We start from the raw sequence: 19,028 nt of genomic DNA, 5'->3' as shown, positions 1-19,028 counted from the left end.
TTCCACGCGCGGGGTGCTCCTCTCCGGCCCGCAACACGTGCGGGCCGACCGTTCCGTCAAGGAGACGAAACACATGGCAATTGGCACCGTCAAGTGGTTCAACGCTGACAAGGGCTTTGGCTTCATCACCCCGGACGACGGCGGCGCCGACGTCTTCGCCCACTTCTCGGCGATCCAGACCTCCGGCTACCGGAGCCTGGACGAGAACCAGCGGGTCGAGTTCGAGGTGACCCAGGGCCAGAAGGGCCCGCAGGCGGAGAACATCCGCCCGCTCTGATCTTCGGATCAACCGGTACCACCACCGCGCCCTCTCGGGCGCGGTGCACGGGCCGGCCCGCCTCTGCTGGGCCGGCCCGTCCCTTTCGGTTCGTGCTTGTGACCACCGGTGACGCCGGTGACGCGCCGCAGCCCGGCGCCCTTCCTCGACACGTGCCGCCTCGAGGAAGGCTTTCCGCATGACCACGACCCTGCCCACGTTCGCCGCCACCGGCCTGGCTCCGGCGCTCATCTCCGAGCTGGCCGCGCAGGGCATCTCCGCGCCGTTCCCGATCCAGACGGCCACGCTGCCGGACTCCCTGGCCGGCCGGGACGTGCTCGGCCGGGGCCGTACCGGTTCCGGCAAGACTCTCGCGTTCGGGCTGCCGATGCTGCACCGTACGGCCGGTCGCCGGGCGCGCCCGGGCCGCCCGCTCGCGCTGGTGCTCGTACCCACCCGGGAACTGGCCGCGCAGGTCACCGCCGCGCTCACCCCGTACGCGGCCACGCTCGGGCTGCGCTGCGCGACAGTGGTCGGCGGGCTCTCCCTGACCCGGCAGGCGGCCGCGCTGCGGGCCGGCGCCGAGGTACTGGTGGCCACCCCGGGTCGGCTGCACGACCTGATCGACCGCGGGGACGCCCGGCTGGACCAGGTGACCATCACCGTGCTGGACGAGGCCGACCAGATGGCCGACATGGGCTTCCTGCCGCAGGTGACGAAGCTGCTGGAGCAGGTCGCGCCCGGTGGGCAGCGGATGCTCTTCTCGGCCACCCTGGACGGGGGCGTGGACCGGCTGGTCCGCCGCTTCCTGGCCAATCCGGTGACGCACTCCGTGGACCCGGGCACCGCCACCGTCACCGCGATGACCCACCACGTGCTGCACCTCGAGGCGGACGACAAGCAGGCCGCGCTGGCCCACATCGCCGCCCGCGAGGGCCGCACCATCGTCTTCATCGCCACCAAGCACCGCGCCGACCGGGTGGCCCGGCAGTTGCTCGCCAAGGGCGTACGCGCCGCGGCGCTGCACGGCGGCAAGTCGCAGCCGCAGCGCACCCGCATCCTGGAGCAGTTCCGCACCGGCCAGGTCACCGCGCTGGTGGCCACCGACGTGGCGGCCCGGGGCATCCACGTCGACGGGCTGGACCTGGTGGTCAACGCCGACCCGCCCGCCGAGGCCAAGGACTACCTGCACCGGGGTGGCCGGACCGCGCGGGCCGGCGAGTCGGGCACCGTGGTCACGCTGGTGCTGCCGGAGCAGCGCCGGGACGTCGCCCGGCTGATGAGCACCGCGGGCATCAACCCCAAGAACACCCGGGTACGCGCCGGCGACAGCGAGCTGAGCCGGCTCACCGGCGCCCGCGAGCCGTCCGGTGTGCCGGTGACCATCACCGCGCCCGCCGCCGCGCATCCCGCCCCGGCGACCCGCCCCCGTCGGCGTCCGCGCCGCCGCTGACCGCGACCCCTCGGCTGACCGGCCCGCGTGTGTCCGAGCCTCGGCCTCGCGTCCGGTCGGCCGTGCGTCTGTCCGGGCCCCGGCCTGGCGTCTGTCCGGGCCGCGCCCGGGCGGCCCGCGCCTGACCGGCTCGCCTTCGATCGGGCCGAGCGTTCCTTCCTGAGTCGGGAATCAGTCGACGTTCGGTCGGCTGCCCGACTGTCCGGCCTGGCCGTGACGACGATGCTGTCGGGCGGGGGACCGGTCGGGGGGTCGGCCGGACGCGGAGGGAGCGGTCATGGCGGGGGACGCCGGCTCAGGCGGAGCACGGGAAGTGCTGCTGGTGCTCGCGGTGGCGGGCGCCGGCCTGGTGCTCGCCGCGGTGGCCGCGTTCGGGCCGTGGCAGCCGTCCGACGACGGCCCGCCGGACCGTGGCGCCGCCCGCAGCTTCACGCCCGGGATGAGCGCCCCGCACCCTCAGTAGCCGCTCCGAAAAGGGGCGATGCCGGAACCGGTCGGCCGCCTACGATGCGGCGGTGCAGTCGTCGCTCACCGTCCGCTCGGCCCGGGCCGAGGACGCCGCCGGTATGGCGCGCGTACATGTGCGGTGCTGGCAGGAGACGTATCGCGGGCTCATGCCGGACGCGGTGCTGGACGATCCGGGTCTGCCGGCCTTCCGGGAGCGGTTCTGGACCGCCGCGTTGACCGACGAGCGCTACCGCGAGAATCGGGCGGCGGTGGCCGAGCGGGCAGGCGAGCTGGTGGGGATCGCGATGTCGGGCCCGCCGCTCGATGCCGAGGCGGCGTGGTGGGCACGGCAGTTGTACGTCCTCTATGTGCACGCGGCCGATCACGGCACCGGGGCCGGTCCGGCGTTGTTGCGGGCCGTCCTCGACCCGGCGGAGCCGGCGGCGCTGTGGGTCGCCGATCCCAACCCTCGTGCCCAGGCGTTCTACCGCCGGCACGGCTTCGTCGCCGACGGGACGACGCAGGTCCAGGACGGCGTACGCGAGATCCGCATGGTCCGCGAGGCGCAGCCGCCGGCGGCGTGACGGACGCGCGTCAGGGCGCCGTGGCCCGGTCGTTCAGCAGGTCGGCGAGCGTGGTCCGGTCCACGACCAGGGCGATCGCGCCGTCCACCGCCAGCCACACGTCCCGCAGGCCGGTGGCCACGCCGTGGTAGCCGGTCCGGTCGGCGGGAATGCCCCGGACACTGGTGATCGCGCCACCCACCGCGCGCAGCACGTCACCGACGCTGATCTCGTCCGGCGGGCGGGTGAGCGCGTACCCGCCCTCGGTGCCGCGGTGGCTGTGCAGCAGTCCGGCCCGCCGCAGGTCGAGCAGGATCCCCTGGAGGAAGCTGAGCGGGATGTCCTGACTCTCGGCCAGGCTCGCCGCCTTGACCAGCTCGCCGCCACCGACCCCCGAGTCACCCGTGGTGTCGGCGACGTCGGCGACGGCGAGCATGGCCCGGAGCGCGTAGTCGGCGCGCGCGGAGATGTACACGGCGTCAGTTGCCGGCCTGGTCCAGCACGCCCCAGCGGCGGCGGATCGCCTTGTCGGCGGCCCCGAACGCGGTGTCCACCAGCAGACCCACCACCAGGATGACGATCATGATGGCCATCAGCCGCGGCGCCTCGCTCAGCTCGCGCGCGTAGGTGAGCTGAGCGCCGATCGAGGTACGGGTGGCGATGACCACCAGCAGCTCACCGGCCATCAGGCTGCGCCAGGCGAACGCCCAGCCCTGCTTGAGCCCGGCCACGATGGCTGGTAGCGCGGCCGGCGCGATCACGTACCGGTAGAGGTTCAGCCCTCGCGCGCCGAGGTTGCGGCCGGCGCGGACCAGCAGCGGCGGCACGTAGTCCACGCCGTGGATGACGCCGTTGGCGACCGACGGCGCGGCGCCGAGCACCACCACGAAGAAGATCGCCTGCTCACTGAGCTGGAACAGCAGGATGGCCAGCGGGAACCAGGCGATCGACGGCATGGTCTGCAACGCGGTGATCATCGAGCCGAGCGCGGCCCGGAGCACCTTGACCCGGGCCACGCCCAGGCCGAGCAGCAGACCGACCGCCACCGCTGCGGCGAAGCCGACAGCCGCCCGCCGGGCCGTGGTGGCCAGGCCCTCCCAGAGCGCCGAGCTGAGCAGGTACTCCCCGAGGTCGCCGAAGACCACGGCCGGGCCGGGCAGCGCCCAGGGCTCCTTCCATCCGGACCAGACCACCGCCTGCCAGATGGCCACCGCGAGCGCGAGCGCGGCGAGCTTGGGCCAGGTGGCCGACCACAGGCGGCGTACCCGGGACGGGCCCTTCTCCCGGCCGGCGATCTCCAGCGCGTCGAGCCCGGAGATCTCCGCGTCGGCCCGCGCCGCCGCGGACAGGGTGTCACTGGCCATGCCGGCCCACCTCCTTGCGCAGCCGGTCGGTGACCTCGGCGGCGATGGCCGAGACCTCCGGCGAGTCGATCCGCCGGGGGCGCGGCACGGCGACCTCGGTGGAGTAGATGATCCGGCCGGGCCGGCTGGAGAGCAGCACGATGCGGTCGGCGAGCCGGGCCGCCTCGCGGACGTTGTGCGTGACGAACAGGACGGTGAGCTTGCGCTCGGTCCAGATCCGCTCCAGCTCGTCGTGCAGGATGTCGCGGGTCATCGCGTCCAGCGCGCCGAACGGCTCGTCCATCAGCAGCACCGGTGTCTCCAGCGCGAGCGTGCGGGCCAGCGCGACGCGCTGCCGCATGCCGCCGGAGAGCTGGTGCGGACGCTTGCGGCCGAACTCGGACAGGTGGACCGTGCGCAGCAGCTCGGCCACCCGCTCCTTGCGCTGGTCGCGGGGCAGGCCGCGCAGCTTCAGCGGCACCTCGACGTTGCCCTCGACTGTGAGCCACGGGAACAGCGCCGGCTCCTGGAACATCAGTCCCGGGTTGACGCCCTCGCCGAGCTCGATCGTGCCGCCGCTGGCCCGGTCCAGGCCGGCGACCAGGTTGAGCAGCGTGCTCTTGCCGCAGCCGGACGCGCCGACCATGCAGACGAACTCGCCGGGCGCGACGTCCAGCGACAGCCCGTCCAGCGCCAGGACGGCCTGATCGCCCTGGCCGTACACCTTGGTCACGCCGCGCAGCGCGACCGAGCCGGTCGCGCTGCGCGGGGTCGTGGTCGTCGACGTCACGGCTGACTGACCTCGGCCTTGCCCTGCGCCTTGAGGACCTCGTTGAGGAACTTCAGGTCGTAGAGGCCGTTCAGGTCGACCGGCTGGGTCAGCCCAACCGCGACGGCGTGGTCCAGGCCGGCCTTCAGCGAGGCCGGGATCGGGTCGTTCGTGAACTCCAGCGTCGGCCAGGCCTGCTTGATCAGCTTGAGGTCCAGCGGCTTGCCGGTGATCTTGCCGATGTGGTCGGAGATGGCCTGCTGCGCCTCGTCCGGCTTGGTGTTGACGAACTCGTTCGCCGCGACCTGGCCCTCGACCAGCTTCTTCACCACGTCCGGGTGCGCGTTGAGGAACTTGGTGCTGACCAGCAGGTTGGTGATGACGAACTTCTTGTCCGGCCAGAGGTCACGCTCGTCGACGAGCACCTTGCCGCCGGCGTTGATCAGCCGGGAGACGAACGGCTCGGGCACCCACGCGCCGTCGATGGCGCCGCTGCCGAAGGTCTCGATCGTCTGCGCGTTCTCCTGCGGGACGATCTTGACGTCGCCGCCGCCCTCCTTGGTGGTCTCCAGGCCCTTCTCCTTGAGCCAGAAGCGCAGCGCCACGTCCTGGGTGTTGCCGAGCTGCGGGGTGGCGATCTTCTTGCCGCGCAGCTGCTCCACCGAGGTGATGCCGGGCTTGACCACGAGCGCGACGCCGCCGGACGCCGCGCCGGAGATGACCCGGACGGCCTCGCCCTTGGACTTGGAGAAGGCGTTCACCGTCGGGTTCGGGCCGATGTACGTGGCGTCGAGCGCGCCGGAGAAGACGGCCTCGATGGCGGCCGGGCCGGCGTTGAAGGTCTTCGTGTCCAGCTCGACGTCGCTGCCGAGCTTCTCCTTGAAGATCCCCTTCTCCACGCCGACCACGGCCGGGGCGTGCGTGATGTTGGGGAAGTAACCCAGGCGCAGCGTCACCGGGCCGGACCCGCCGGCGGCGTCGCTGTCCTCGCCGCAGGCGGCGGTGGTGCCGAGCGTGGCCGCGCCGACCGCGGCCAGGGTCGCCAGGGTGACCAGGCGGCGCAGGGGAAGCCCTCTCATCGAATGTCCAATCCGCAGTATTCCTATTTAGTTGGTAGGAAGACTGGGGCAGAGGTCGAGCGGCGTCAAGACCCGATCCGGGGGTCGGGACCGCGACCTCGGCTTTCCCGATAATTCCCACCTGTTCGGTGGAGAAGGCGTGGCCGGTCGGTCGGCCCCCGGCCCCGCCGTCCGGCGGGCCGAAGCACACCGGCGGTAGAGCCGGTACGGAAGCGCTAATGTCGATCTCGTGCCCACGCCGAGAGCGAAGATCCCAGCGACGAAGTACCCGGTCGAACGACTCACCCTCGACAACGGCCTGCGTGTGGTGCTCACGCCGGACCGCAGCGCCCCGGTCATCGGGGTGGCGGTGGTCTACGACGTCGGCATCCGCTCCGAGCCGGAGGGACGCACCGGGTTCGCCCACCTCTTCGAGCACCTGATGTTCCAGGGCTCGGAGAACCTGGAGAAGCTGGCCCACTTCCGGCACGTCCAGGGCGCGGGCGGAACGTTCAACGGCTCCACCCACCTGGACTACACCGACTACTTCGAGACGCTGCCCGCCAACGCCCTGGAGCGCGCGCTGTTCCTGGAGGCCGACCGGATGCGCGGCCCCCGGCTGACCGAGGAGAACCTGCGCAACCAGGTCGACGTGGTCAAGGAGGAGATCCGGGTCAACGTGCTGAACCGGCCGTACGGCGGGTTCCCCTGGCTGACGCTGCCCCCGGTGATGTTCGACACCTTCCCCAACGCGCACGACGGCTACGGCTCCTTCGTCGACCTGGAGTCGGCGACAGTTGCCGACGCCGCCGACTTCTTCCGCCGCTACTACGCCAGCGGCAACGCCGTACTGGCGGTCAGCGGCGACATCGACGTGGCCGAGGCGACCACGCTCATCGAGCGGCACTTCGGCGACGTGCCGGCCCGTCCCGCGCCGCAGCGGCCCGACTTCGCCGAGCCCGACCTGACCACCGAGCGGCGCAGCACGTACACCGACGCGCTGGCCCCGCTCCCGGCGGTGGCCGGCGCGTGGCGGGTGCCCGACCCGATCAGCGACTTCGCCGGCTACCTGCCCTATGTGGTGCTGGCCGAGGTGCTCACCGACGGCGACGCCTCCCGGCTGGTCGAGCGGCTGGTGCAGCGCGACCGGTCGGTCACCAGCCTCGGCGGGTACGTCGGTTTCATGGGCGACCCGTTCGACGTGCGCGACCCCACCGCGCTGCTGCTCCAGGCGCACCTGCCGCCCGGCGGCGACGTCGACAAGGTGCTGCGCACGATCGACGAGGAGCTGGACCGGCTGGCGACCGACGGGCTGACCGAGGGGGAGCTGGCGCGTACCCAGGCCCGGATGGCCACCCACCTGCTGCGCGACACCGACGCGGTGCTCGGCCGGGCGTTGCGGATGGCGGTGCTGGAACAGCAGCGCGGCGAGCCGGGCCTGCTCAACGAGCTGCCCCGGCTGGTCGGCGCGGTGACCGAGGACCAGGTCCGTGCCGCCGCCGCCACCCTGCGGCCCGAGCGCCGCGCGTCCGTCGAGGTCGTCGCCGGAGGAGCCCGATGAGCACGAGTACGACCGCCGCCACCACCGTCCGGCCGCTTCCGGCGCTGCGCCCGAACCGCCGCCTCAAGGTGCCCAAGCAGGCCGAGCGCACGTTGCGCAACGGCCTCACCGTGATCGCGGTACGCCGTTCCTCCGTACCGCTCGTCGAGCTGCGACTGTGGATGCCGTTCGGCCGTGCCCACCTGGCGCGCGGCGCGATGCTGGCGCAGACCATGCTCGCCGGCACGCAGGCGCACAGCGCCACCGAGATCGCCGCCGAGCTGCAGAAGGTCGGCGGAGGGCTGACCGCCGGTCTCGACCCGGACCGGCTGATGCTCTCCGGCGCCGGCCTGGTCACCGGGCTGGACCGGATGCTGGAACTGCTCGCCGAGGTGCTCACCGGCGCCAACTACCCGGCCGACTGGGTGGAGACCGAACGGGACCGGCTCGTCGACCGCATCCAGGTCGCCCAGAGCCAGCCGTCGCACCTGGCCCGCACCGCGCTGCTCAAGCGGATGTACGGCCGCCACCCGTACGCCGTGCAGACCCCCGACCCGGACCAGGTCCGGGCGGTCCGGCCGGCCGCGCTGCGGCGGCTGCACGCCGAGCGGGTGCACCCGGCCGGGGCGGTGCTCGTGGTCGTCGGCGACGTACAGCCGGAACGGGCGCTGGACGCGGCCGAGCAGGCGCTCGCCGGCTGGCGCGGCGACGGGCACGTCGCCGAACTGCCGCCCGCGCCGCCGCTGGAACCCGGGCCGCTGCTGCTGGTCGACCGGCCCGGCTCGGTGCAGTCCTCGCTGCGCCTCGCCCTGCCCGCGGTGCCGCGCACCCACCCGGACCACGCCGCGCTGCAACTGGCGAACCTCATCTTCGGCGGCTACTTCTCCTCCCGCTGGGTGGAGAACATCCGCGAGGACAAGGGCTACACGTACGGGCCGCACTCGCTCGTCGAACACTCGGTGGCCGGTTCGGTGCTCATCGCCGGCGCCGAGGTGGCCACCGAGGTGACCGCCGCGGCGCTCGTGGAGACGAACTACGAGCTGGGCCGCCTGGCCACGGTGCCGCCGAAGGCCGACGAGCTGGAGCAGGCCCGCCAGTACGCGCTCGGCACGCTTCAGCTCGGCATGTCAACCCAGGCCGGGCTCGCGTCGCTGACCAGCGCGTACGCCGGCAACGGGCTACGGCTGGACTTCCTCGCCGAGCACGCCGCCCGGCTCGCCGCCGCGACAGTGGACGACGTGGCCGAGGTGGCCGCCCGCTACCTGGCGCCCGCCCGCGCGATCACCGTCGTGCTCGGCGACGCCGAGCGGGTGGCCGACTCGCTCGCCACGCTCACACCGGTGCGTACGGAATCCGCATGAGCGGCGAGCCCGCGCCCCCGCTGGCCCGGTCCACGCTCGACCGGGCCGCCCACCGGCGTACCGACCCGGCCTGGCTGGCCGAGGCGTGGGAGCGGGCGCGGGTGCTGGTTCTCGACTCGGCGGCCGAGGGGCGTGCCCTGGTCCGGGGCGTGGCGGCCCCGCCGGAACTGGTCCTGGTCGGCCCCGGCGACCTGCCGGAGGTACCGCGGTCGGTGCCGATGTTCCTCGGCGTCGAGCCGGACGGCGTGCCGGTCTTCGCGGTGGACGGGCCGCTGCCGGCGCTGCCGGAGACCCGCCCGGCGCACCTGCGCGAGGTGGGCCACCTGATGACCGACCGGGACGCGGGCCTGTTCACCACCGCGCTGGCGCTGCTCAACTGGCACCTGCGGCACGGCTACTCGTCCACGACGGGGAAGGCGACGCGGGCCGACGAGGCGGGCTGGTCACGGATCGACCCGGGCGGCGACCGGGTCTGGCCGCGTACCGACCCGGCCATGATCGTGCTGGTGCACGACGGTGCGGACGGCCCGGACGGCCGCTGCCTGCTCGGCAATAACGCGGCCTGGCCGCGCACCCCCGGGCAGCGCCGCTACTCCTGCCTGGCCGGATACGTCGAGCCCGGCGAGTCGGCCGAGGCCGCCGTGCTCCGCGAGGTCCGCGAGGAGGTCGGCGTCCCGGTCGAGGAGATCATGTACGTCGGCAGCCAGTCCTGGCCGTTCCCCGGCTCGCTGATGCTCGGCTTCCTCGCCCGCGCCGACGCGGAGGCGCCGATCCGGGTCGACCTGGCCGAGATCGCGCACGCGCGCTGGTTCACCCGCCGGGAGATCGGGGCGGCGCTGGCCGGCGAGCCGGTACCGGTGGGCGGGGGAGACCGGCTGGTCCTGCCGCCGCCGTCGTCGATCGCGTTGTTTCTGGTGCACCGCTGGCTCGACGGCCACTGCTGACCCACCCGACGTCTGCCTGCCAGTCGAGCTGGCAGGTTTCGGCTTGGTGCCGCGGCGCCAGCTCGGGGAAGTGGTGTGGTCAAGGCCGGTGGGATATCGCCACCTCCCCGAGCTGGCGGGGTCGGGGTGGGTGGGATCCCGCCACTTCGCCGGGCTGGCGGGGGCGGGGTAGATGGGATCCCGCCACTTCGCTGAGCTGGTGGGGTGGGGGTGGGTGGGTTATCGCCACTTCGCCGAGCTGGTGGATGGGCCGGGTTTCGGTGGTCGTGCCACCGTCGGGTGTGCGTGGGGCGGGATTCAGTGTCGGGTTGGCGGTTTTCGGCTGGCGGGCGGCGCCAGTTCGGGGAAGTGGCGTGGTCGGGGCCGGTGGGATACCGCCACCTCCCCGGACTGGCGAGGCGGGGGTGGGTGCGGTGTCGCCACCTCCCCGAGCTGGCGGGGTCGGGGTGGGTGGGTTATCGCCACTTCGCCGAGCTGGCGGGTGGGCCGGGTTTCGGTGGTCGTGCCACGGCCGGTGCGTGCGGGATTCAGGGTCGGGTTGGCGGGTTTCGGCTGGCGGGCGGCGCCAGTTCGGGGGAGTGGCGTAGTCGGGGGCGGTGGGATACCGCCACCTCCCCGAGCTGGTGGGGTGGGGGTGGGTGGTTACCGCCACTTCGCCGGGCTGGTGGGGCCGGGCTGGGTGCGATGTCACCACTTCGCCGAGCTGGTGGGTGGACCGAGTTTCGGTGGTCGTGCCACCGCGGGTGCGTGGCGGGACTCGGGGTCGGGTTGGCGGGTTTCGGCTGGTAGGTGGTGCCAGCTCGGGGAAGTGGTGTGGTCGAGGGCGGTGGGATGCAGCCACCTCGCCGAGCTGGCGAAGCCGCCGGCCGGGCCGGGTGGACACAGGCCGGGCGGGCACGGTCCCGGCCCGGACCGTCGTTGCCGCGACGGTCTCGGGCCGGGAACACGGGCCGTCGTGGCCGGGTGAGGCGATGATCGGCGGGGGAAGCCGGTCCGGCCACGACGGACGTCAGCGTCCGGTCATCCACCGTCCCAGCGGTACGGGTGCCCGGGTGCGGGCTCCTCGATGGGCAGCACCTTGACCCGGTGCCGGCCGGCGCGTACCGCCCCGACGGCGGACAGCGCCCGGGCGAGCAGGAGCGCGGCGTCCCGGTCCTCGGCGTGGACGACCTGGCGGCGGGGTTCCGGCGTGCTCGTCTCGTCCCGCAGGCGGCCCCCGCCGGCCCAGACGGCGGCGATGTCGGCGTCGGCGGCGGTACGGATCTCGGTGCGGACGATCAGGAACCGCATGGTGTCCCCCGGAGAGTGGACGGTTACCCGCTGGAACTTCCACGTCACTCCCGCGTCATGTTACGCCGATGTGTCCTCCCGACAAGTGGAACTCGCCAGCTCGACCGATCGGGGGATGCCAGGTCAGCACCGTTGTCGGGGCCGGACACGCGAGGGGGCCGCCGGCGTGACGCCGACGGCCCCGAACGTTCGCCGGATCAGTCCAGATCGAACTGACCGTTCTTCGCCCCGGCGAGGAAGCCGAGCCAGTCGGCCCGGTTGAACAGCAGGACCGGCCCGCTCGGATCCTTGCTGTCCCGCAGTGCCATGGTCGCCGGCCCGCTGCCGAGCGGCGCGACCTCCACGCAGTTGGAGGTCTGGCTGCGGGTGCTCTTGCGCCAGGCGGCGCCGGCGAGCTCTCCCGAGAGGGCGGTCGTGCTGGTACGGATCTCGTTCATGGTGCTTGCTCCTGGTGAGGTGCTCCGATGGGACCGAGCGACGCCGGAGCGCGGACGGTGTCCTGCCGGATCACCGCTCCGTGGTGAGGCGCCCCGAGTCCCGGCGGCGCTGGGTCGGCGCCGTTGCCGGCCCGTACACCGCCGTGGACTCGACTGCCGTGCCGGTCAGCCGTCCTGTCGCCTCGATCAACCAGGAGAGGGTGTCCGATGCGGAGAGTGCCGACGAGCATAGCCACTCGAACACCACTTTATAGCGATTTAGGGTGTTCACCTCGGTCGACATGACGTCGGTGAACCCACCTTCGATGGCCAATGTCTCCGGATCGAGCGGATCGGCGAACCGGTAGACCGAGAACGCGGTCGGCGGAAGGTACCAGTCGCCGACCCGGGTGTCCCGCAACAGCAGCAGCAACGTCACGTTCGGGAGCAGGGCCATCTCGCACAGGTGGACGAGCTGGTCGTGCAGCACCTCCGGCGGGCCGGCCCGCCGGCCGAGAGCGGCCTCCTCCAGCACGGCCGTGTACCGGGGCACGTCGGGGGAGCGGGTCAGCAGCGACTGGCGGGCCTGCCGCGCGCGTACCTCGGTCTCCGGGTCCTCGTGCTCCTGGTCGCCGGCCTCGGCGGCGACCTGCGCGGCCGACATGATCCGGTGCCGGGCGTATCCGGGCGTCTGCAACAGCCCCGGGACCAGCACCGGGTTGTACTCGGAGATCTCCGCGCAGCCGGCCTCCAGCTCGGCGAAGGCGCGCTGCTGCTGCGTCATCACCGGGAAGTTGCGCAGCCACCCGCGCATGTCGCCGGCCTCGTGGGTGATCCCGGTCAGGTCCGCGCGCTGCTCCTCGTCGGCGCCGTAGAGCGTCAACAACACGTCCACGTCGTCCGGGTCGGGTCGGCTGCGGCCGTTCTCCAGGCGGGACAACTTGGATGCGGAGGCCCAGCCGATCCGCTCGATGACCTGGTCACCGGTCAGACCGGCCTGTTCGCGGAGCCGACGCAGCTCGATGCCGAGTCGACGGCGGCGCAGAATCGGGCCTGGTACGGCAGGAGGCACGGTGTCCTCTTTCCGTCGACCGTCGCAGGACACGACGGTAACTGTATGAAATTCGCCCCTCACGGTCAGTATGGACGGCGCGACCGGCGTCGGAGGTTCCGGCACGGGCGTGTCACGAGTCAAAAAGAGGACTGTGGAGGGTGTCTTCACCAGCGCCCACCCCCGACGCGCCCCTGGTGGCGCACCCCTGCCGGAGGCAACCCGATGCGCACCGTCCTGCGCCGCCCCGACTTCCGTCGCCTCTTCGCCGCACTGGTGGCGAGTATGGCGGCGGAGTCGGTGCTGCTGCTCGCCCTGGCCGTCTGGGTCAAGGATCTGACCGGGTCGGACAGCATGGCGGGGGCGACCATCTTCGCGGTCATCGCCCCGATGGCGCTCGCCCCGCTCGTCGGCTGGGTGGTCGACCGCTACCGCCGGAAACCCTTCTTCATCGCCGCCAACCTGGTCGCGGCCGCGCTGCTCAGCCCGCTGCTCATGGTGCGGGACCGGTCCGACGTCTGGGTGATCTACGTGGTCGCGGCGTTCTACGGACTGTCGTACATCACGCTCGCCGCCGTGCTCAACGGACTGATCCGGCATCTGGTTCCGGCCGACTCGCTGGCCGACGCGAACGGTCTGCTGCAGACGGTCCGGCAGGGCCTGCGGCTGATCGGGCCGCTCGCCGGGGCGGGCGTCTACGCCGCCGTCGGCGGCTGGCTGCTCGCCGTCCTGGCCATGACCGGATTCGTGGTGGCCGCGGCGGTGGTCGGCCGGCTGCGGGTGCAGGAGCGAAAACCGTCGCGGTCCGGCCGCCGCGGGCCGTCCGAACTGGGCGCCGGGCTGCGCCACCTGACCGGCGAGCCCGCGCTGCGCCGGGCGCTGCTCGGGTACGGGCTCGGCTCGCTGGTGATGGGCTTCACCGAGTCGCTGATCTTCGCGTACGTCGATCTGGGTCTGCGCCGCGAGGCCGCGTTCGTCGGCGTGCTGGTCATGGTGCAGGGCGTCGGCGGCCTGGTCGGCGGCCTGTTCTCGGCCGCAGTGGTCCGCCGGTACGGCGAAGTGGGCGCGCTGGCCGCCGGCGTGACGTTCTTCGGACCGGCCGCGCTGGCGCTGGCGTACCCCCGGCTCTGGCTCGGGGTGGTGGCGCTGCTGCTGGCCGGCCTCTCGCTGCCGCTGACCATGGTGGGGTTGAACACGCTGATCCAGCGGCGGACCCCGCCGAGGCTGCTGGGCCGGGTCACCGCGGCGTCGGAGGCCCTGGTCAGCGGGCCGCAGGCGCTCTCCATCGGCACCGGCGCGCTGCTCGTCGGCGTGTTCGACTACCGGCTGCTGTTCGCCCTGGTCGGGGCGGTCACCACGGCGGCCGGCCTCTACCTGTGGCGGGGCCGCGGGCTGAGCGCGCCGGTCGCCGGACCGGTGCGGATCCCAGGGCCCCGGAAGCCGGCCGACGACGGCGTGCTCAGCCGCGGCGGCTCCTGAACGACGACGAGCGGCCGCACCCGGATCGGGTACGGCCGCTCGCGGCGTCGCGGGAGATCAGCCGGGGAGCGCGGCCAGGTGCTGCTTGACCTGGGTGATCGAGGGGTTGGTCAGGGCGCTGCCGTCGGCGAAGCGCAGCGTCGGGACGGTCTGGTTGCCGCCGTTGACGCTCATCACGAAGTCCGCGGCCGCGGGGTCCTGCTCGATGTCGACCACCTCGTACGCGATGCCCTCCCGGTCGAGCTGCGACTTCAGCCGGTGGCAGTAGCCGCACCACGGGGTGGAATACATCGTCAACATGGTCTGGTCCTCCAAGGGGTGGCTCGCGCCCGGTCCGATCAGGCCAGGCTAACCGCTGCAACGTCACACGATGCTGGGATGATTCCCTGCTGTGGGCGTTCACTCAGGTGCGGAACGGGTGCTGGCCGGGCTGGATCCGGAGCAGCGGTCCGCGGTGACCGCCCCGGCCGGGCCGGTCTGCATCCTGGCCGGCGCCGGCACCGGCAAGACCCGGGCGGTGACCTCGCGGATCGCGTACCGGGCGCTGACCGGCGACATCGCCGGCCGGCACGTGCTGGCGGTCACGTTCACCGCCCGCGCCGCGGCCGAGATGCGCAGCCGCCTCACAGTGCTCGGGGTGCAGGGTGTGCAGGCGCGCACGTTCCACGCCGCGGCGCTGCGCCAGGTTCGCTACTTCGCGCCCCGGCTGCTGGCCGGGCGGGCCATGCCGGAGCTGCTGGACAGCAAGGTGCGGGTGGTCACGCTCGCCGCCGCCAAGGTCGGGCTGCGCGCCGACCGGGCCGCCGCGCGTGACCTCTCCGCCGAGATCGAATGGGCCAAGTCGTCACTGGTCGAGCCGGGGGAGTACGTGGTCGCGGCGGCCAAGGCGCTGCGCGAGACGCCGTACGAGCCGGCCCGGGTGGCCGACGTGTTCGACGCGTACGAGCGGCTCAAACGCGGCAACGGTGTGATCGACTTCGAGGACATGCTGCGCGCGGCGGTCTGGGGCATCGAGGAGCACCCGGACGTGGCCGAGCAGGTGCGCAACCAGTACCGGCACTTCGTGGTCGACGAGTACCAGGACGTCAACCCGCTCCAGCAGCGGCTGCTGGAGGCGTGGCTGGGCGGCCGGGACGACCTCACCGTGGTCGGCGACGCCAGCCAGACGATCTACTCGTTCACCGGGGCCACCTCGTCGTACCTGGTCGACTTCCCCAGGCTGCACCGGGGCGCGACTGTGGTCCGGCTGGTCCGCGACTACCGCTCCACCCCGCAGGTGGTCGGGCTCGCCAACGCGGTGATCTCCCAGGCGCGGGGCGCCGAGGCGCGGCTGCGGCTGGAGCTGCACGGCCAGCGCCGGCCCGGCCCGGAGCCGGAACTGCGGATCTTCACCGACGAGCCGGCCGAGGCGAACGCGGTCGCCGCCCGCTGCCGGGCGCTGGTCGCGGGCGGCACCCCGGCGAGGGAGATCGCCGTGCTGTTCCGCACCAACGCGCAGTCCGAGGCGTACGAGAAGGCGCTCTCCGAGGCCGGTGTGCCGTACGTGCTCCAGGGCGCGGAGCGGTTCTTCGAACGGCCCGAGGTGCGCCAGGCGATGATCGCGCTGCGCGCCGCCACCCGGTCGGCGCCCGCCGACACGCCGCTGCGAGCCGCCGTGGTCGACGGGCTCACCGCTGTCGGCTGGGCGCCCGACGCGCCCCCGCCCGGCGGCGCCGCGCGCGAGCGGTGGGAGGCGCTCGCCGCGCTGGTTCAGCTCGCCGAGGAGTACGCGGCGCAGGCCGAGGAGGAGCCCGGCCTGACCGGGTTCACCGAGGAACTCGCCCGGCGGGCCGCCCAGCAGCACGTGCCCACAGTCGAGGGCGTCACGCTCGCCTCGCTGCACTCGGCCAAGGGGCTGGAGTGGGACGCGGTGTTCCTGGTCGGGCTGGCCGAGGGCACGCTGCCCACCACGTACGCGAAGACCATGGAGCAGGTCGAGGAGGAACGGCGGCTGCTCTACGTCGGGATCACCCGGGCCCGGGAGTGGCTCTGGCTGTCGTACGCCACGGCCCGCTCGCCCGGCGGACGGGCCCGGCGTCCCTCCCGCTTCCTGCCCCAGCTCGACCGGTCCGGCGGCGGTGAGCGGGCCGGCGGCGCCGGTCCGGCACGGCGGGCCGAGCGGCGCCGGCCGCAGGTGGTCTCGTGCCGGATCTGCGGCGCCACGCTGCTCGCCGGCGCGGACCGCAAACTGGGCCGCTGCCCGACCTGCCCGTCGGACATCGACGAGGAGCTGTACGAGCGGCTGCGCGAGTGGCGGCAGCGGGTGGCGGGCGCGCAGAAGGTGCCGGCGTACGTGGTCTTCACCGACGCCACGCTCACCGCGCTGGCCGAACGGAAGCCGGGCCGGACCGAGGAACTGGTGGCGATCGCCGGGATCGGGCCCCGAAAAGTCGGGCTTTACGGTGATACGGTGCTCGCCCTGGTAGCGGGTGCCACGGTGGACGAGGTCTGCTCACAGAAAACTTCTGAAAAGTAGCCGTAAATCGTTTGCCCTCGCCCGAGGGCGAGGAATAGCCTCATGACACACCTCGCGAGCGGCGCCGTTCTGGCTGCTCAACGGGGATGAGTCCACGGTCGGCACGAGGAGAGTAGGGAGGTGGCACCAGTGAAGATCTTCAACTATGAGCGTCTCGCGGCGATGCCGTCTGCCGTCGCTCCGCTGTCGGCCGTCCGGGTGGCCCTCGCTGCTCGACCGTCGGCTCCGCAGGTGCACCAGGTCCAGGTTCAGGCCGAGCTGAACCTGACCGTTGCGCCGATCGCCGGAGTCGAGGGGACCAGTGGCTTCGCGGGCATGGGCATCGATGGCGCCAAGAAGCGCACGGATGTCCGCGGCGTTCCACCTCGAGGTAGACCGGTCTGATCCATCAGACACCGGCTCACCTCGAGGCCGCGGAACCCGCTACCGGGATCCGCGGCCTCAGTTTTTTGCCCCGCCGAAGTACGTCGGAATGCGATCCACGAGATCGAAGTGAGAGAGAGGTGACCGGAGGATGAGTCTGGCGTTGGCCCCACTCGACGTGAGCGTCGAGGTGGAGGCGAACCTGCCCTGCCGGAAGTTCGACCCCGACCTGTGGTTCTCCGACTCGCCCGCCGAGCTGGAGCTGGCCAAGTCGCTCTGCGGGGACTGCCCGCTGCGCGTCGAGTGCCTGGCCGGTGCCGTCGAGCGAGCCGAGCCCTGGGGCGTCTGGGGCGGCGAGATCTTCGAGCGTGGCGCGGTCGTCCCGCGCAAGCGGCCCCGTGGCCGTCCGCGCAAGGAGGACCTCGCCCGTGACGCCCAGCTCCGGGTCGAGGCGGAGGCGCGACTGGCGGCCAGTGGGCTGTCCGAGTCGCGTAGCGCCGTCCGGCTGGCAGCCTGACACACCTACGTTCCGAAACCGACCGATGCCGGTGTCCCTCCACCGGCCGACCTGAGAGAGAAACCCTGATGCTGAACCTGCCGAACGGATTTGAGATGCAACTACTTCACGAAGCGTTGTCCAGGGCCCGAATGCGCCGGCCTCAGGCCGGTCGCACCACCACGAGCACTGAGGCAACCCGTTCCGCCCGTAACGTCGCCATGCGGAGTCGCAGCCAGTCGGCCCGCGACCTGGGCGTCCTGTAGAACGATCGCGTGAAGAAGGGGCGGTGACCTGCTGGTCACCGCCCCTTCGCCGTTGCGTGCTCAGCCGGTGCTCAGGGCACCGGCGCGAAGCCGGGCAGCCAGCGTTCCAGGATGGACCGGTAGGGCGCCTTCGCCTCCAACTGACAGAGCACCCCGATCGAACCCAGCGTGACCCGGTGGATCATGAGGTACGACGGAGGCAGGTTGAGCTGCCGGCTGAGCTGGTAGGCGGGGGAGCGGGGACTGGCCAGCCGGGTCGCCTCGGCGCGCAGCCAGGCCCGGGTGAAGCGGAACTCGTCGGCCGCGATCGGCTCCAGCATCGGGCGGAGGAAGTCGAGCACCGCCGGGGCGTCGATCGACTCGGTGCGGCTGACGAAGCCCTCGTCGCGCAGCCCTTCCACCACGGCGTCGGCGTCCCCCTGCGGCGCGAGCGCGGCGATCCGGCCGATCGGCTCCGGCGTGCCCTGCGGCATCCGGGCCACCGCACCGAAGTCGATCACACCGAGCCGCCCGTCCGGCAGCAGCCGGAAGTTGCCCGGGTGCGGGTCGGCGTGCAGCAACCCGGCCCGCTCCGGCGCGGAGAGGTGCAGCTCGGCCATCAGCCGGCCGGCCTCGTCGCGCTGCTCCTCGGTGCCCTCCCGGATGATCTGGGCCAGCGGGATGCCCTCGACCCACTCGGTGATCAGTACCCGGGGCGCGGCGTCGAGCACCTCCGGGATGAAGATGTCCGGGTCGTCGGCGTACGCGGCGGCGAACGCCCGCTGCGACTCCGCCTCCAGCTCGTAGTCCAGTTCCTCGGTGATGCGCTCGCGCAGCTCGGCCAGGAGCGGCTTCACGTCCAGCCCCGGCTGGATGGCCCGGAACATGCCGCCGAGCCGGGAGAGCTGCTTGAGGTCGGCGAGCAGGGCGTCACCGGCCCCCGGGTACTGGATCTTCACGGCCACGTCCCGGTGCAGCGGGCCGCCGTTCGGCCCGTACCCGGGGTCGCGCCAGACCGCGCGGTGCACCTGGCCGATGCTGGCCGCGGCGGCCGGAGTGTCGTTGAACTCCACGAACCGGTCTCGCCAGTCCGGGCCGAGCTGCTCGGCGAGCACCTTGTGCACGGTGGCCGCAGGAAGCGGCGGCGCGGCCTCCTGGAGCTTGGTGAGCGCCTGCCGGTACGGCGCGGCGACCTCCTCGGGCAGCGCGGCCTCGAACACCGACAGGGCCTGGCCGAACTTCATGGCCCCGCCCTTGAGCTGCCCGAGCACGCTGAACAGCTGCTCGGCGGTGCGCTGCTGGATCTCGGCGGAGATGACGTCGGACGCGAGCCCGGTCACCCGCTTGCCCATGCCGAGGACGGTTCGACCGGCGAATCCGAGCGGCAGGGCGGCGAGTTTGGCGGTGCGGGACACGGCCCGGCGCGGGATGTCGGTCAC

Annotated in this window: 20 protein-coding genes; 11 read left to right on the top strand and 9 right to left on the bottom strand. The window is 72.8% G+C overall.

Going from position 1 to position 19,028, the window contains the following annotated elements:
* Positions 1–73: 73 nt before the first annotated feature.
* The 4 genes from MicB006_RS21455 to MicB006_RS21440 all read left to right on the top strand — a co-directional run bounded on the left by MicB006_RS21455 (position 74) and on the right by MicB006_RS21440 (position 2,740).
* The gene (locus MicB006_RS21455; protein WP_013288421.1) at positions 74–277 is read left to right on the top strand and encodes a cold-shock protein; all 204 of its coding nucleotides are present in this window, start codon (positions 74–76) and stop codon (positions 275–277) included.
* Positions 278–455: 178 nt separating this feature from the next.
* A complete protein-coding gene (locus MicB006_RS21450; protein ID WP_116508481.1) occupies positions 456–1,709 on the top strand; it encodes a DEAD/DEAH box helicase in 1,254 nt (417 codons plus the stop codon).
* 277 nt (positions 1,710–1,986) lie between these two features.
* The gene (locus tag MicB006_RS21445; protein ID WP_116508479.1) at positions 1,987–2,172 is read left to right on the top strand and encodes a hypothetical protein; all 186 of its coding nucleotides are present in this window, start codon (positions 1,987–1,989) and stop codon (positions 2,170–2,172) included.
* A 52-nt stretch (positions 2,173–2,224) separates the two neighbouring features.
* On the top strand, positions 2,225–2,740 hold the full coding sequence (locus tag MicB006_RS21440; protein WP_225980443.1) for a GNAT family N-acetyltransferase: 516 nt from the start codon (positions 2,225–2,227) through the stop codon (positions 2,738–2,740).
* A 10-nt stretch (positions 2,741–2,750) separates the two neighbouring features.
* Here the strand turns inward: MicB006_RS21440 and MicB006_RS21435 are convergent, their stop codons facing one another.
* The 4 genes from MicB006_RS21435 to MicB006_RS21420 are packed head-to-tail and all read right to left on the bottom strand — an operon-like array spanning position 2,751 to position 5,910.
* A complete protein-coding gene (locus tag MicB006_RS21435; RefSeq protein ID WP_116508477.1) occupies positions 2,751–3,194 on the bottom strand; it encodes an Rrf2 family transcriptional regulator in 444 nt (147 codons plus the stop codon).
* Between the two features lie 4 nt (positions 3,195–3,198).
* Positions 3,199–4,083: an ABC transporter permease gene (locus MicB006_RS21430; RefSeq protein WP_073828782.1), complete on the bottom strand. Its 885-nt coding sequence runs from the start codon at positions 4,081–4,083 to the stop codon at positions 3,199–3,201.
* Positions 4,073–4,852 carry an ABC transporter ATP-binding protein gene (locus MicB006_RS21425; protein ID WP_116508475.1) on the bottom strand — a complete coding sequence of 260 codons (780 nt, stop codon included), beginning with the start codon at positions 4,850–4,852 and terminating at the stop codon, positions 4,073–4,075. Before MicB006_RS21425 ends, MicB006_RS21430 begins: the two co-directional genes overlap by 11 nt.
* Positions 4,849–5,910 carry an ABC transporter substrate-binding protein gene (locus tag MicB006_RS21420; protein WP_116508473.1) on the bottom strand — a complete coding sequence of 354 codons (1,062 nt, stop codon included), beginning with the start codon at positions 5,908–5,910 and terminating at the stop codon, positions 4,849–4,851. Before MicB006_RS21420 ends, MicB006_RS21425 begins: the two co-directional genes overlap by 4 nt.
* A gap of 229 nt (positions 5,911–6,139) precedes the next feature.
* Here MicB006_RS21420 and MicB006_RS21415 point away from each other — a divergent pair, with 229 nt between their 5' ends.
* From MicB006_RS21415 to nudC, 3 genes are read left to right on the top strand one after another with little or no spacing between them, the layout of a single operon-like run.
* Entirely contained in the window at positions 6,140–7,450 is a 1,311-nt protein-coding gene (locus MicB006_RS21415; RefSeq protein WP_073828779.1) for a pitrilysin family protein, read from the top strand.
* Positions 7,447–8,790 carry a pitrilysin family protein gene (locus tag MicB006_RS21410; RefSeq protein ID WP_116508471.1) on the top strand — a complete coding sequence of 448 codons (1,344 nt, stop codon included), beginning with the start codon at positions 7,447–7,449 and terminating at the stop codon, positions 8,788–8,790. Before MicB006_RS21415 ends, MicB006_RS21410 begins: the two co-directional genes overlap by 4 nt.
* Complete coding sequence (gene nudC, locus MicB006_RS21405) at positions 8,787–9,734, top strand: NAD(+) diphosphatase (protein ID WP_116508469.1); 948 nt, start codon at positions 8,787–8,789, stop codon at positions 9,732–9,734. Before MicB006_RS21410 ends, nudC begins: the two co-directional genes overlap by 4 nt.
* A 1,020-nt stretch (positions 9,735–10,754) precedes the next feature.
* Here the strand turns inward: nudC and MicB006_RS21400 are convergent.
* The 3 genes from MicB006_RS21400 to MicB006_RS21390 form a co-directional block, all read right to left on the bottom strand.
* Complete coding sequence (locus MicB006_RS21400; protein ID WP_073828776.1) at positions 10,755–11,024, bottom strand: hypothetical protein; 270 nt, start codon at positions 11,022–11,024, stop codon at positions 10,755–10,757.
* A 197-nt stretch (positions 11,025–11,221) separates the two neighbouring features.
* A complete protein-coding gene (locus tag MicB006_RS21395) occupies positions 11,222–11,461 on the bottom strand; it encodes a DUF397 domain-containing protein (RefSeq protein WP_116508467.1) in 240 nt (79 codons plus the stop codon).
* A 70-nt stretch (positions 11,462–11,531) separates the two neighbouring features.
* Positions 11,532–12,512 carry a helix-turn-helix transcriptional regulator gene (locus MicB006_RS21390; RefSeq protein ID WP_073828774.1) on the bottom strand — a complete coding sequence of 327 codons (981 nt, stop codon included), beginning with the start codon at positions 12,510–12,512 and terminating at the stop codon, positions 11,532–11,534.
* A 204-nt stretch (positions 12,513–12,716) separates the two neighbouring features.
* Between MicB006_RS21390 and MicB006_RS21385 the strand changes: the two genes are divergently transcribed.
* On the top strand, positions 12,717–13,970 hold the full coding sequence (locus MicB006_RS21385; RefSeq protein WP_116508465.1) for an MFS transporter: 1,254 nt from the start codon (positions 12,717–12,719) through the stop codon (positions 13,968–13,970).
* 57 nt (positions 13,971–14,027) lie between these two features.
* Here MicB006_RS21385 and MicB006_RS21380 read toward each other — a convergent pair whose 3' ends face one another.
* Complete coding sequence (locus tag MicB006_RS21380; RefSeq protein ID WP_091422205.1) at positions 14,028–14,270, bottom strand: mycoredoxin; 243 nt, start codon at positions 14,268–14,270, stop codon at positions 14,028–14,030.
* Positions 14,271–14,361: 91 nt separating this feature from the next.
* Between MicB006_RS21380 and MicB006_RS21375 the strand changes: the two genes are divergently transcribed.
* From MicB006_RS21375 to MicB006_RS21365, 3 genes are all read left to right on the top strand, one after another.
* Positions 14,362–16,485: an ATP-dependent DNA helicase UvrD2 gene (locus tag MicB006_RS21375; protein WP_116508463.1), complete on the top strand. Its 2,124-nt coding sequence runs from the start codon at positions 14,362–14,364 to the stop codon at positions 16,483–16,485.
* Between the two features lie 129 nt (positions 16,486–16,614).
* Entirely contained in the window at positions 16,615–16,869 is a 255-nt protein-coding gene (locus tag MicB006_RS21370) for a hypothetical protein (RefSeq protein ID WP_030503669.1), read from the top strand.
* Positions 16,870–16,999: 130 nt separating this feature from the next.
* Complete coding sequence (locus MicB006_RS21365) at positions 17,000–17,365, top strand: WhiB family transcriptional regulator (protein ID WP_073828771.1); 366 nt, start codon at positions 17,000–17,002, stop codon at positions 17,363–17,365.
* A gap of 316 nt (positions 17,366–17,681) precedes the next feature.
* Here MicB006_RS21365 and MicB006_RS21360 read toward each other — a convergent pair whose 3' ends face one another.
* Positions 17,682–19,028, bottom strand: coding sequence for an AarF/ABC1/UbiB kinase family protein (locus MicB006_RS21360; RefSeq protein ID WP_116508461.1), 1,347 nt, complete (start codon positions 19,026–19,028; stop codon positions 17,682–17,684).

Source organism: Micromonospora sp. B006 (genome assembly GCF_003408515.1).
GTDB lineage: Bacteria > Actinomycetota > Actinomycetes > Mycobacteriales > Micromonosporaceae > Micromonospora > Micromonospora echinospora_A.
This window is presented reverse-complemented; position numbering and strand designations above follow the sequence as displayed.